Source organism: uncultured Granulicatella sp. (genome assembly GCF_963521425.1).
Lineage (GTDB): Bacteria > Bacillota > Bacilli > Lactobacillales > Aerococcaceae > Granulicatella.
On sequence record NZ_CAUQUN010000005.1, the window covers coordinates 29,021 to 42,829 of the forward strand.

General features: G+C 32.8%; 12 protein-coding genes. 2 read left to right on the top strand and 10 right to left on the bottom strand.

Annotated elements, in window-relative coordinates:
- Nucleotides 1–130: 130 nt before the first annotated feature.
- The gene (locus RWO76_RS02370; protein WP_314354049.1) at nucleotides 131–436 is read left to right on the top strand and encodes a hypothetical protein; all 306 of its coding nucleotides are present in this window, start codon (nucleotides 131–133) and stop codon (nucleotides 434–436) included.
- Nucleotides 437–476: 40 nt separating this feature from the next.
- Here the strand turns inward: RWO76_RS02370 and RWO76_RS02375 are convergent, their stop codons facing one another.
- The 8 genes from RWO76_RS02375 to RWO76_RS02410 form a co-directional block, all read right to left on the bottom strand.
- A complete protein-coding gene (locus RWO76_RS02375) occupies nucleotides 477–1,406 on the bottom strand; it encodes a 2-keto-3-deoxygluconate permease (protein ID WP_314354050.1) in 930 nt (309 codons plus the stop codon).
- A 44-nt stretch (nucleotides 1,407–1,450) separates the two neighbouring features.
- Entirely contained in the window at nucleotides 1,451–2,200 is a 750-nt protein-coding gene (locus RWO76_RS02380) for an SDR family NAD(P)-dependent oxidoreductase (protein WP_314354052.1), read from the bottom strand.
- A gap of 162 nt (nucleotides 2,201–2,362) precedes the next feature.
- Nucleotides 2,363–3,196: a rhamnulose-1-phosphate aldolase gene (rhaD, locus tag RWO76_RS02385; RefSeq protein WP_314255914.1), complete on the bottom strand. Its 834-nt coding sequence runs from the start codon at nucleotides 3,194–3,196 to the stop codon at nucleotides 2,363–2,365.
- Between the two features lie 538 nt (nucleotides 3,197–3,734).
- Nucleotides 3,735–5,075 carry a PTS transporter subunit IIC gene (locus RWO76_RS02390; protein ID WP_314354053.1) on the bottom strand — a complete coding sequence of 447 codons (1,341 nt, stop codon included), beginning with the start codon at nucleotides 5,073–5,075 and terminating at the stop codon, nucleotides 3,735–3,737.
- 11 nt (nucleotides 5,076–5,086) lie between these two features.
- Complete coding sequence (locus RWO76_RS02395; protein WP_006703663.1) at nucleotides 5,087–5,365, bottom strand: PTS sugar transporter subunit IIB; 279 nt, start codon at nucleotides 5,363–5,365, stop codon at nucleotides 5,087–5,089.
- A complete protein-coding gene (locus tag RWO76_RS02400; RefSeq protein ID WP_314354054.1) occupies nucleotides 5,362–5,841 on the bottom strand; it encodes a PTS sugar transporter subunit IIA in 480 nt (159 codons plus the stop codon). Before RWO76_RS02400 ends, RWO76_RS02395 begins: the two co-directional genes overlap by 4 nt.
- A gap of 12 nt (nucleotides 5,842–5,853) precedes the next feature.
- The gene (locus RWO76_RS02405) at nucleotides 5,854–7,785 is read right to left on the bottom strand and encodes a PTS sugar transporter subunit IIA (protein WP_314354055.1); all 1,932 of its coding nucleotides are present in this window, start codon (nucleotides 7,783–7,785) and stop codon (nucleotides 5,854–5,856) included.
- A gap of 261 nt (nucleotides 7,786–8,046) precedes the next feature.
- Nucleotides 8,047–10,698, bottom strand: a complete 2,652-nt coding sequence (locus RWO76_RS02410) for a YhgE/Pip domain-containing protein (protein WP_314354056.1) — start codon at nucleotides 10,696–10,698, stop codon at nucleotides 8,047–8,049.
- Between the two features lie 129 nt (nucleotides 10,699–10,827).
- Here RWO76_RS02410 and RWO76_RS02415 point away from each other — a divergent pair, with 129 nt between their 5' ends.
- Nucleotides 10,828–11,394, top strand: a complete 567-nt coding sequence (locus tag RWO76_RS02415; RefSeq protein ID WP_314354057.1) for a TetR/AcrR family transcriptional regulator — start codon at nucleotides 10,828–10,830, stop codon at nucleotides 11,392–11,394.
- A 141-nt stretch (nucleotides 11,395–11,535) separates the two neighbouring features.
- Here the strand turns inward: RWO76_RS02415 and RWO76_RS02420 are convergent, their stop codons facing one another.
- The gene (locus RWO76_RS02420) at nucleotides 11,536–13,056 is read right to left on the bottom strand and encodes an ABC transporter permease/substrate-binding protein (protein WP_314354059.1); all 1,521 of its coding nucleotides are present in this window, start codon (nucleotides 13,054–13,056) and stop codon (nucleotides 11,536–11,538) included.
- Nucleotides 13,049–13,780 (bottom strand): ABC transporter ATP-binding protein, encoded by a 732-nt coding sequence (locus RWO76_RS02425; RefSeq protein ID WP_314354060.1) that lies wholly within the window; start codon nucleotides 13,778–13,780, stop codon nucleotides 13,049–13,051. The genes RWO76_RS02420 and RWO76_RS02425 overlap by 8 nt, the downstream gene beginning before the upstream one ends.
- Between the last annotated feature and the right edge of the window lie 29 nt (nucleotides 13,781–13,809).

Genomic DNA, 13,809 nt, shown 5'->3' on the forward strand with positions numbered 1-13,809 from the left:
CTTCTTTAGTTTATACCTTTTCTAAAAACATTACAACTGCCCCCAGCGTGAACTTATTTATATTTTATTCTTTGACAGTAAATTTCTCTCCGTGTTACACTACAATCAACTGATGAAGGGAGGATTTATCATGCAAAAAAGTTATTTTAATGGAGATATACTAACGTATATTTTTAGTTGCATTATTTCATTTTTTATTATCACATTTACCTTTGGATTAGGAACTCCTTGGGCAGTTTGCATTTTGTATAAATGGGAAATTGAACATACCGTTGTTGAAGGACGACGACTTGGATTTAATGGTACTGCGCTTGAATTATTTAGAAACTGGGTCAAATGGTTTTTCTTATGTATTATCACATTAGGAATCTATGGCTTCTGGGTCCATATTAAAATACTAGAATGGAAAGCTGAACATACTTATTTCTTAGATTAAAATAAAAAACCACTCCGCCTAACGTTACGGAGTGGTTTTGTTATGCCACATTCTTGTCTTTTTGCTGAACTCGTTTAGCGATATACGCCGTTAAAATTGGTGTTAAAATAGCCGTCACAATAACAGAAGCTGTAATTTGAGTTGTAGCAGTTGCTTCAATTGCTTTAAAGGAAGCATCTACCGCAGAAAGAGCAGCTGGTGTCGCAATAGCACTTGCAGCCGTACTAGAAATCGCAGCACCTGCAACCCCATTTCCTCCAGACAATTTATCTGCAGCAATCGCTGCAACCCCACCAATTAAGGTTGTAATCACACCTAATAAAATACCAGGTAATCCACCTTCAAGAATTTGTCCAAAATTCATATTTGCCCCTAAACAAAATCCTACAACAATTATAATCGCTGTAATTCCGTTTGAAAGAACTTTCTTCATATAAGGAAAGGCATTTCCTAAAATAATCCCAATAATGAGTGGTAAAATCGTTCCAATCAAGTTCCAAATGGAAATATTCGCTAATCCTGCGGTACTTAACACCGCCATTGTTACCATTGGACCAACACTTAAAGTAGTAATCCCAACAGCACCAGCATCAATTTCATCACCATATACTTCTACAATCCCAGCATACATCGCATTATTCGCTACTGAAATTGCTCCAATTACCGCTACTGCGCTCAATCCTAAGAAATTATCATTGAAAACTTTTGCCACTAATAATCCTAGAATAATGGATACAATAATTTTAGCGATAATAATAGACGCCCCACGAACAACAGCCTTCGGTGTATTTTTTAGGGAAATCGTTCCACCAATGACAAATAAGAACGCACCAACCAATGGCCCAGCACCTTTTACAATCGGTGTTGTAAATCCTCCAATTTGCAAGATTTGAGGGATAAATGTATTAATAAAACATCCAATAAACATAGGAACAATAATAGTATCCCCAGGAATTTTAATCTTTTTCATCACATTCACATACCTTTTTGAAATTTTTTTGAACGGAAGAAGAATCAACCATCTAACGTAATACCGCCATCGCAGTCGCCGATTTCCCCTGTAATAAAGCTTGCTAAATCACTGGCAAAGAATAGAATCATTTGAGCAATTTCAACAGGTTCAGCACGACGTCCTAATGGAATCATACTAATCACTTTTTGACTCTTTTCTTTATCTTCAGAAAGCACCGTTGTCATATCTGTTCTTGTAAATGATGGACATACCGCATTACAAGCAATATTGTATTTTCCTCCTTCTTTAGCAACTGCTTTTGTTAATCCATTCAAGCCTGCTTTAGAAGAAGCATACGCTGCAGTTCCTAGAAGACCTCCCCCTAATTTTGCAGCAACAGAAGAAACATTGACAATTCTACCTCCTTTATTTTCAATAAAGTGAGGGAAAATCGTACTAATCGTTGAGAAACATCCAGAAAGATTAATACGAATTGTTCTTTCCCATTCTTCATACGTCAATTGATCGAAAGGTTTTGCACTAATCACTCCTGCACAATTGACTAAAATATCTACTTTACGTTTAGATAGAATCTTATTTATACTTGCAACAATGGATTCATGATTTCCTAGATCCATATATTCAAAGATAGTATGGTCTGCTCCAAACTCGGCTACCGTTTTCGTAGCAGCAGCTTCATTAATATCTGCAATCACTACAAAACCTCCACCTTCAACAATTCCTCTTACTACTTCTTTTCCAATCCCATTTGCTCCACCTGTCACGATAGCAACTTTTCCTGAAAAATTCATAAAAATCACTTCCTTTGATTTATTGTTTACATTCTATTCCTGTGAAAAAATCTGATTGTTATCATTTGTTACTATTTTCACAGTTTTTTATAAATTTTATCAAATTTACGTACAACTAAAAAAACCTGTTGGATCCACCAACAGGTTACTAATTTGTTCAAATTAATCTAAATATCTTTCTGGTACTTTTAGAACAGCACAGATTTTCTTCAAATCTTCTTTAGATAGAACATTACTTTCATAAATGCTCTTACCACTGATTCGTTGAACATCTAATGCAATATGGGCTGCTTTATCAGCAGTTTCAATTAATCCGAAGCAATCTTGATAATCTACACCAGTAGAAAGAACTCCATGTTTGCTCCAAACAACTAAACGATGAGTTTCCAATTCTTTAGCTGTAGCAGAACCAATTTGTTGAGTTCCTGGTACTTCCCAAGGTAGAACAGCGATTCCATCAGGGAATACTACGATTGATTCAGTTAACACTGACCATAAATCTAATGATAAAGATTCAGTTGTTACATCATTTAATAAGCAGTAAGTTACAACATTTGTTGCATGATTATGAATCACTACTCTATGATTTGGATTTTGTTTTAATCTAGCCGCATGAGATAATACATGCATGAAGATTTCACTTGTAGGACGTTTTCCTGTAACAAAACCTGCAACTACTTGATAACCTTTATCTGTTAATTGAATAATACCAGTATCCGCATGTGGTTGAGAATGTAATGTTCTAAAATGGCTTCCAGAAGCAGTAATTAGGATATATTCTCCTCTCACATGTTCTGGAACATCTAAAACTTCCACTTCTTTTCTATTATCAGCATAGTACGTATATTCTGTACCAGCTAAGCTGCTTTCAAGATTTTCAGCTTCTTCAACTGTTAAACGATAACTAACATTTCCTCCGTTATATTCGTCCCAGCCTTTATTCCACATATCATATGTCACTTGACATAATCCTTCAATAAACTTAGGATACCCCATAATTATTCCCCTTCTTTAACTATAATATTTTTCAGCCGTACCTGAAAAAATTTTTTTGTTTATCCAACATAATAGTAACCGTTTTCTTGACTGTCGTCAACCGAATTTGTTTAATTTTTAATAATTTATGCGTGATTTATCTCAATCCGTTATTATTATAAAATTTTACTGAGATTAAGTATTTAATTAAACAAATTCTATAAACGAATCCCAATATCTATTCTACAAAAAGAACGGATCCCTATAATGAGATCCATTCTTTGATTTCTTCAAATTTTTCCCATTCAACCGAATTCAAATTTATTGATTCTTCTATTCTATCTATTTCTAAACTAATTCTTTGAATTTTCGTCTTATTTACGATTCTTTTTTAGTGCTACGGACTTTCTTAAATCTGCTTTCATCAAATTCCTTGAATAAATTTTGCTTATCTAAGTAAATAGCAACAGGTAAAATTAATACCGTTAACCAAATAATCTGGGAAATGATAGAATAGACAAATAGTATACCTAATACTAAAATAAGCAACTTCTTCATTCTATTCGCCTACTTCTAATGTTTCATTATATTTCTTTCTATCTTTTAATAGCCATACATAAAGAGCTAACCATACAACTCCTAATACAATAGCGATAACATCTCCATTAAATCCATTTGCTAAAATATAACGAATGTCTGGCCCTTCAAAAGTAGCCCATGAAATTAACCCACTTTGATTTAATGTTTTTGTTTCTTCTGCTAAACGGGTCATATATGGAGTGAAGTAAGTTGCTCCATATAAGAATAAAGGAGTAGAAATTAAACCATGAACTATCATTCTTAATACATTACCATTTGTTAATAATAGAGCTCCTACAACAAATGATAAATTAATAATACCTGCAAATGGTAATACAATATTATTTGGTAAAACGATAGATCCAACTAAAAGGAATGGAATTGTAAAGATAACTGCTACCCATAATTCATTACGTCCACCAAGTACTGGCCAGTCTAAACCAATATAAACTTCACGATCTTCAAATTTTTCACGCATAAAGTCAGATACTGCTTCTGAAATTGGTGATAAGGCTTGAGAGAATAATTTTGATACCATTGGGAATAAAGTTAAAGCTGTTGCGGCTTGAACTGAAAGAGTTAATGCATATTTAATACCATTACCAGATGCAGCCCCTAATGCAAACCCAATAATAGCCCCCATTACTCCATTTTCACCAAATACACCAATTTTTTCTTTTAATGTGTCCGCATCAAATTGTTTATTTAAAACAGGAATTTTTTTCAACAATTCATCAATTGGATGTAAAATTACTGCAATCAGACAAATAAAGTGAGGCACTGTAATCCCTGGCACTCCAGTTAAGCGTTCTACCTCTGGTGCAAATACATCTCCAAGTTTTAGTTCTAATACAATAATAATAGCTGCTGCAATAAATCCTAAGAAAATGTTATTTGTAAAGTACGTTACAATTACTGCTGTAAAAATTTTATTCCAAACATTCCATAAATCTACATTTAATGTTTTTGTTTGTTTAGTAACCAACATGATAAAGTTAATTGCTAATTGCAATGGGAACACTAAGAAAGCATACGGCCAAGCCCAACTAATTGCTGCAGCACCAGGCCAACCAATATCAACCGCTGGTAAACTTAATCCAGTATGAGTTGTTAAATCATTTGCTGCTGCTCCCATACTTGTCATTATAAAGTTTACAAGAATTCCCATACCTGTAAATGCAATCCCTAGAGTTAACGCTGCTGTGAAAGCTTCTCTGAACTTCATTTTCATTGCTAATCCAACAATTAACATTAAAAATGGAACAAATACTGCAGCTCCTAAATCCAAAATATATTGAATAATTACTTGCAAGGTTTCCATAATTTTTCCTCCTAACTATTTAAGAAATCTATAATTTTTTGTAACTCTTGTTTTTGACCCATTCCTGTTAAAAATGCAATTCCGTTAAATACTGGAACCCCATAGTCTTTTTTTGCTTTAACGATTGAAATATATCCATCTGCTGATTTTAAATGCATTTCTAATGCCTTCATATCTACAGCTTCAATCTCGCAAGGTACATTAGCTTCTTTTAATAATCTTTCAACTTTTGATGCTACTGTTTGAGAAGTAGCCACTCCTGATCCACATGCAACAATTAATTTTTTCATAACTCTTCCTCCATTTCTACTGTTACAAATAATTGATAAACTTCTTCTTCCGATTTTGCATTTTGCAATTTTGTAATAAATTCATCTTGTCCAAAAATATTCATTAGTTCAACTAACAAACCTGTTTGATTTTTTGGTTCAGAAATTCCTAATACAATTACAAAATTCACAGGAACCTCTTCATCCGATGTTCCCATCTGAATGAAAGTTATAGGTTTTGATAATTTAACAATGTAAATAAATGGTTTTTTTACATATTCACTATACGTATGTGGAATTGCTACTGCAGTTTTTTCTAATCTTAACCCTGTTGGAAACTCCTCCTCTCTTTCCACAATTGCAGATGCAAATCCATCTGTTACAAACCCTTTATCAAACAAAGTTTTAGACAATTTTTGAAGTAATTCTTGTTTGTCCTCACCCACTCCTTCTAAATTAATTAATTGTTTATTGACTAACTGTGATATAATTGTCATTTTTCTCACTCCTTATAATATTGATTCAAAGTTAGCTTCAGAAAATAATGCCGTTATAAAACTTTCATAATCTTCGCTCTCCCATAAATTTTGTATATAAGAAGAACTATCAATCTTAGAGTAAATAACTTTTAAAGCATCTTTATAAAATTCTAATTCCTTTTCTGCAATTGCAATTAACATAACTACTTTAACTAAATTTTGTCCCCAATAAATTGGCTTATCTAATGTCATCATTACTAATTCACTAGTATGCACCTCTTTGGGATTAGCATGAGGAAGTGCTATTCCTGTATAAGTACTTGTTATGCCTAAATTTTCTCTATGACGAATAGTCTTTTCAAAATTTATATTTTCTAAATTTTTCTCATTAGCCAATTGAATAATCTTTGATAAACACTTATCTACGCTGCCTACTTTTTCTCTAATATATATCGATTTACCAAGTAATTTTTTAATAAGTCGATTCGTATATTCTTCATCATTTTTCGTTAAAAAGTTATATTGTGTTTGCACCATTGTATTGGATAAAAATTTCTTCTGGATTTTTAGTAAATCTTCTTCTTTCATAATCGTTCCAACATGAATATATGGAAATGATATGTTTTCTAATTCCACTGAGCTAATTACTAAGTCATTTTCACTAACATCTAAAGAACTTGCTTTTGAATATTCAACTTTATGAATATGTTCGTACTGACCTGTTATTTTTCTAACTTGATTCAATAATAATTCTGATGTTGCTAGACTATGTGGGCATATCACGTAAATATTCATTGGTTTTTTTATCTTTTCTACTGATATTTCCAAATGTATGGTTAAAAGTGCCGCTTCATTATCTGTTAATTCAATATTGAAATGATTCTTAAAAACTTTTCCTGATAGCCAAACAAAGTTATACAAGACTCCATACTGGTATTTAATTTCTTCCATCAAATCACTTTTTAAATGAATTTTGTTTCGTAATCTCATAATCATTGCAGGAATATGATTAATTAACATTCCTCTTAAATACTCATCTTTCTCAAAATGAATACCTGCCAATTCACCAACTAATGATATAAATTCATCCACCGTTTTCTCGATTTGAACATTGGACTCTAAATAAGAATTTTCATAATTTCCAATAGTAATTAAACTTTGACAAAGAGATATAATTTCTTTTTCTTCAACTTCTTTTCCAGAAACTTCATTCAATAAATCTCTAGCTAATAAATACGTTTCAATAATTTTGGGATTATTACTATCTAAATCATTTTGTTGTTCCATAAAGTATCCATTTTTCCAACGAATATCGAAAATTACCAAATCCATTAATAAATAATGGCGATATTCATAACAAACTGAAAACTTATATTTTTCTAACAACTGATTCATAATTTGTATAATTTCTTGAACTCTATTCGGATTGATACATCCATAATTCGATAATCCTGTTAAATTAAAATGAATTAATCCACTTAATAACTTATTACGGAAGAATTTTCTAATATTGTCTTCCAAACCATCTAGTGAAATTTTTCCTTGATGTTTAATCAACTTAATTCCATTCTTATTCATTTCTTTTTCCAGTTCATGAATTTCTCTTCTTATAGTTGATTCACTCGTGAAATTTTCAATTGAACAATCTAAAATATCTATTTCATTTTTCAATATAAATGTAGATATAAGTTTACACTCTTCATTTTGTTTATTCGTTTTTTGTGAGGTTTGAAAAGTATTTTTTAACTGTTCTTTATATTTTTCATCTATTTCAATATAAATTCCCATACTAGGTTTTTTCTTTATCTCTGAAGAAAAAGCTTTTAGATATTGATTAATAACTGAAATATCATTGTAGATTGTTTTAGTGGAAACTAAATACTGTTGAGCTAATGCCTTTCCTGTCACAGGTTCATTTTCTTGAATTAACCGATTCAATAAATCTACCTGTCTATTATTCATTTAAATCACCCTCCAACCATTTCCACAATTTCATTTTAAACCGTTTGCAAAAAAATATTAAATCAACTTTTTTCCAGAACATTGTGGAAGTTTTATTTTTTAATTACAATTTTCCAAGCATAAAATGCTAGTTTTATTTCCTACCATTTTCCTACTTTATCCCATACAAATCAATGCCCCTATCAAATTTGTAAAACAAAAAGAAAAAGAAGCTAGCAATATTTTTCACTAGCTTCTTCCATTTCTAATTTTTCCTAAATTCTACTCTTCACCCACACCAGGTCGATATGCAATAACTCCTAGCACCATAAAGATTAACAGTGTAATCATTAAGAATACAACCTGCTCTTGAATCGTCCCTGCCATAGAAATCGTTTGACGTAATCCTGATACTGAATAACTCATCGGAAGCCATGGATTGATAGTTTTGAAGAAATTATTCGTCAATGCAAGAGGATAAGTCCCTGCACTTGAGGCTAATTGTAATAATAATAATATAAGTGAGAAGAATGCTCCCACACGAGAATTCCATGTCGTTAATGCCGTCACCATTGCCATAAATGTAACGCTCGCTAATACAATAAGGAATAATGTTTTCATTTCATGGACTGCTGTTAATCCAATGGCGTGTACTCCACCATAAACTAGTATTCCTGCTAATACCGCAATCATTCCATTAATTTCTATTCGAGCTTTGAACCAAGCCCAACGGGTTTCTGGATGTCTTCCAGATGGAAGTTTTGCAAAGATCATATTCGTTGATAATGCTGCAACAAATAAAGCAACAGAAATCATATATGGAGCCATCGCAATTCCGTTGACTGCTACGGCATCATAATCTGTTTTCGATAATGCCAATGGGTTTGATAAAGTTTTCGCATTTGTTTCTTCTGTAGCAGCTAATGCTAATTGTTCATTGGCATCCATTAATCCACTACTTAATGTAGTGACTCCACCATATAAAGTTTCCAATCCAGTTGAAAGAGTATGTCCTCCATCAGCAAGTTTTTCTGAACCTTCTGCAATTTTTTGTGATCCATCTGTTAATTTATAAGAACCTAAAAGGAGTTGTTCAGATTTTTGATTTAACTGATTTGTTCCTGATTGTAAGGTAGTAATTCCAGATACTAATTCTGAAGATTTTTGATTCAACTGATTACTTCCAGAAGAGATTTTTTCAATGCCTGTAACTAGTTCAGGAGCTTTTTGCGCCAATTGTCCGACTCCAGAAGTTAAAGTTGAAGATTTTTCGGCCAATTGAGAAGAACCTGATGCTAACTGGCTGACACTACCGTTTAAAGTACTGTTTTTAGAGCTTAAAGCATTGGCTCCTTGTGCAACTTTATCCACTCCACTTGTATAAGCACCTACACCACTTTGAATCGCTTGGCTAGCTGGAACTAGTTGTTGACTTACTGCCGATTGTAGTGTTCCAATTCCTCCTGATAATTGTGTTAATGAAGTAGAAGCTAATGGCAATACTTGTCCTGCTGCGGATTGTAATTTAGCGATACTTTCCGCTTGAGATTTTGCATTTCCCAAATTCCCTTTTAATACTTGAATCGTCGATAAAATTTCTTTTGCAGATTGCACAGTTGTATTTGCTTGATTTGATACAGCTGCTGTTAATTCTGCTTGCTGTTCACCCCTTAAAGTGCTATACGCTTTTGTTGATTGAATAGCTGTTAATGCAGCTTGTTTAGAAGCTTGACTATTTACTATTACACTTTGTGCTGAAGCTGCGATTGTAGATAAAGCATTGGTTACCTCACCCATTAAAGCTGTACTTTCATTTACATTTGTTGCTTGAATCGCTTGATTTAATTGATCTAACCCAGCTGCCAATTGAGAAATTTGACTACTTTTTTGTGCAGATGCCTCTAATTGACTCGATAATTGCTGAATTCCTTGATTCAATTGTTGAACTCCATTTCGCAATTTGTCTGATTGACCTGCCAATTGAGTTGCACCTGAAGATAAACTATCCACTCCAGATGTATATGCTTGAACTCCACTAGATAATTGATTCAACCCTGAGTCTAGTTTCGCCACTCCACCAGCATATGCTTGAACCCCATCATTTAATTGTTGGATTCCGGAAGCTAATTCTGGAGTTTTAGAAGATAATTGATTTAAGCCATTATCTAATTGAGAAACAGCTCCTGTATATGTTAGTAATCCATTATGGAATGTCGCTACACCTGCATCAATTTTTTTCACAGCATCTGTATAAGTCGTTAATCCGCTTGTAAATTGCTCTGCACCATTTGAAAAAGTGACACTTGATTGAGCTAAAGTTTGTAAATTAGTCGCTAATTGTTGGCTTCCATCTTTTAATTGACTGGATCCATCAGCAAGAGTCTGACTTCCTTGCGAAGCTTGTTCCATTCCATCTTTTAAATCACCCATTTTTTCAAATAAAGCTTTTGTATAAGTTTCTGTCACATTTTTCGCAACAGTTTGCTTTAATTGAACCATCGCTGAATCGCTCATTTTACTAGCAATAAAACTATGCCCACTAGAAGTTTGATAATCAATATTCATTTGTTCCGGATGATTCGTTAAAATTGACGAAGCTTTTTGGGATAAATCACTAGGTAAGGTCACAACCATATAATAAGTACCATTTTCTAACCCTTCCTTCCCTTCTTCTTCTGTTACAAAATGAAACTCCAACGCATCATTATCTTTCAAATTCGAGACCATATCTTCGCCAATATTCATTGACTCTCCATTATAAGAAGCAGCCTCATCTTTATTCACAACTGCCACTGGTAATTCAGATAATTTTCCATATGGATCCCACATAGAAGATAAAAATATAATGTTATACAAAGCAGGAATCAACGCGATTCCTACCATCACAATGATAAAAGTTGGTTTTTTCAAAATAGCTTTCCATTCTCTAAACATATAACCCCTCTTTTCTGTACATACTGTCTAATTTTTGATAAAATAGATTATACATCAATAAAAACAGATAGCAAGTTCTAAAAATCGTTTTTGGACACCGTGTATAAAAATGTACATAAAGGAGATATTATGACAGAGAGTAATAAAAGACAAAAAACAAAACAAGCGATTGAAAATGCCATGGTACAATTGTTAGCAGAACAACCTTTCGACCAAATTAGTACTGTAAAATTAGCAGAAACAGCTGGAATTAGTCGTTCCAGTTTTTATACCCATTACAAAGATAAATACGATATGATTGATCTGTACCAAAGTAGACTATTCCATACACTAGAATATATTTTTAGCAAGTATGCCAACGATAAACAACAAGCTATTTTTGAAGTATTTGAATATTTACAATCTGAACCCCTTTTAGCCGCGTTATTATCCGAAAATGGTACAAAAGAAATTCAAAATTATCTTCGAAATAAACTGCTTATTCTTGTAAAGACAGATATCGAAAAAAGAATTTCTACCAATTCTTTAAATATAATAGAATTAGAATATTATAGTGTCTATCTCTCCAACGCATTATTCGGGGTTTGTCAAAAATGGATTGCCCGAGGAAAAAAAGAAAGTCCTCAAGAAATTACAGACTTTTTATCTCCACTCTCTAATGCTATCAGTGAATATTTCCCATCAAAAAAGGCATAAATCATACGCTCATGATTTATGCCTTTTTTGATATTTTAAAAACAAGAAGAAAAAAATTTTTGTAGTGAAAATTAACTATGAGCCTCGCATGCGAGGCTGCTGGCGACCTCACAAACAAAAAGATTTTTTTCTTGCCTTTTTTTAACGTTTCAAAAGATTAACTTTCACTAAATATTCTCTAGCAACTTCTTCAGCAGGTCTTCCATTTGCCCCTACTTCAAAGTTCATTTGGCTCATTTCTTCTTCAGAAATTTTTCCTGCTAATTGATTTAAGATTCCTTCTAATTCAGGATGTTTTTTCAACAATTCTTGTTTCATTAGAGGCGCGCCTTGATAAGGTGGGAATAATTGTTTATCATCCTCTAAAACTTTTAACTGATAACGTGAAATTTCTGCATCTGTTGAATAAGCATCTGTAACTTGAATATCACCAGATTGAATGGCCTGGTAACGTAATGCAGGTTCCATTGTAGCTACATCCAATTGTAAGCCATACATACTTTGCAATCCTTTGTTTCCGTCTTCACGGTCATTAAATTCTAGTGTAAATCCAGCTTTTAATGGATGGTTTACTTTTTTCAAATCAGAAATTTTTGTTAAATTCTCAGATTCTGCTAATGATTTTGGTACGGCAACTGCATAAGTGTTTTGATACGCCATTGGTTTTAAAAATACAAAACCATCTTGTTCTAAAATTCCTTTACGAGCTACTTCGTACACTTCTTCAGGTTCATGACTTACTTTTGGTTTATTTTTCAATAAACTTTCTGTAATCGTTCCTGAAAATTCTGGATAAATATCAATATCCCCTTTTTTCAATGCCTCATATAAGAAGTTCGTTTTTCCGAAGTTTGGTTTCACTTCGACTTTTAAGTTTGTTTGATCTTCGATTAGTAATTTATACATATTCATCAAAATCTCAGGTTCTGGTCCTAATTTTCCTGCGATAACTAGTTTATCTGATGTTTGCATTTTAGCAATGGTTGGAGCATAAGAAGTTCCTAAGCCAATAATTAAGACTACAAAGGCTGCCAAAATCGTTCTTAATTTTGCAGTTTCCATCCATTTCAATAAGAAATTAAATAAAATCGCTAAAATCGCAGCAGAAATAGCTCCAATTAAGATTAAACTTGAATTATTTCGGTCAATTCCTAATAAAATAAAGCTTCCTAATCCCCCAGCACCAATTAATGCTGCTAAAGTTGCTGTCCCAATAATAAACACTGCTGCGGTACGAATCCCTGACATAATTACAGGCATCGCTATAGCAATTTCAAATTTTTTAAGACGCTCGAATTTTGTCATTCCGAACGCAATTCCTGCTTCAACTAGACTTTCATCAATTCCTTGAAGTCCTGTAATTGTATTTTGCAAAATTGGAAATAAAGCATATAACACTAATGTTGTTAAAGCTGGTAATGTTCCAATCCCCATTAATGGAATAAATAATCCAATTAACGCTAAAGATGGTAATGTTTGAATAATTCCTGCAATTTGTAATAAAAATCCAGAAATCTTTTTCGATGGACTCACTAAAACTGCAATAGGAATAGCAATGACTACTGCTAATAATAACGCTAATAAAGAAAGTTGAAGGTGTTGTCCAAGAGCTAACATCCACTCACTATTTCTCTCTTGAAATGTTCGAATGAATTCATTCATGATATTCTCCCCCTTTGAATAATTCTTTGACAAACTCATTAGCCGGTTGCGTTTGAATTTCGTGAGGAGTAGCTACTTGTACAATTTCTCCATCTTTTAATACAGCAATTCTATCTGCTAATTTTACGGCTTCATCTGTATCATGTGTGACAAATAATGTTGTCATTTTAAATTCTTGATGTAATTGCTTCGTTAAATCTTGTAATTGTTTACGGCTAATGGCATCTAATGCTGAAAAAGGTTCATCCATTAATAAAATTTTTGGAGTCGCAATAATAGCCCGAACAATTCCTACTCGTTGTTGTTCTCCTCCAGATAATTCTCTTGGATAACGATGCGCATAATCTTCAAAAGAAAGCCCTACTTTTTCTAATAATTCTTTTGATTGCGCTTGAATTTGTTCTTTTTTCCAACCTTTCATTTCAGGAATTAAAGCAATATTTTCTGCTACTGTTAAATTTGGAAAAAGCGCAATCTGTTGTAAAACATATCCTGTTTCTAAGCGTAATTCTCTTTGATGATGATCTTTAATACGTTTTTGATTCAAGTAAATATTTCCATCTGTTGGTTCGATTAATTGGTTAATCATTTTCATCATCGTTGTCTTCCCTGATCCTGATGGCCCTACTAACACCATAAATTCTCCGTCTTCAATGCGCAAATTGACATCTTTTAAGACAGATTTTTCATCGTAGCGTAATGCTACATTTTTATATTCAATCATTTTAACTTCTCCTTTTATCAAAGGCAGAT